At 70.1% G+C, this 335-nt stretch carries 1 protein-coding gene; it reads right to left on the bottom strand.

The window, feature by feature from the left end; translation table 11 throughout:
- Nucleotides 1-335, bottom strand: a 335-nt coding sequence (locus ACF8EA_RS17460) for an AMP-binding protein (protein WP_392522757.1), incomplete at both ends; no start/stop codon positions are given.

The raw sequence follows: 335 nt of genomic DNA, 5'->3' as shown, positions 1-335 counted from the left end.
CGGCGTATTCGATCACCCCGTCGGCGTGGTAGCGCGCCAGGTCACCGGTTCGGTACAGGCGCCCGCCAGGGGCACCGAACGGGTCCGGCACGAAGCGCGTGGCGCTCAGGTCGCTGCGCTTGAGGTAGCCGCGCGCCAGGCCGGCGCGGCCCACGTACAGCTCGCCGATGCAGCCTTTGGCTACCGGGTTCAGGTCGCCGTCGAGCACATACCAGGACAGGTCGGGGATCGGCACGCCCATCGGGCTGCTGGCCGCCTTGCCCAGGTCGGCCCGCGACAGCGGCCGGTAGCTGACATGCACGGTGGTTTCGGTGATGCCGTACATGTTCACCAGC

The sequence above is a fragment of the Pseudomonas sp. YQ_5 genome (assembly GCF_043103305.1).
Taxonomy (GTDB): Bacteria; Pseudomonadota; Gammaproteobacteria; order Pseudomonadales; family Pseudomonadaceae; genus Aquipseudomonas; species Aquipseudomonas putida_Y.
Note: the sequence above shows the minus strand (reverse complement) of the source record. Positions and strands in the feature narration are given on the sequence as shown.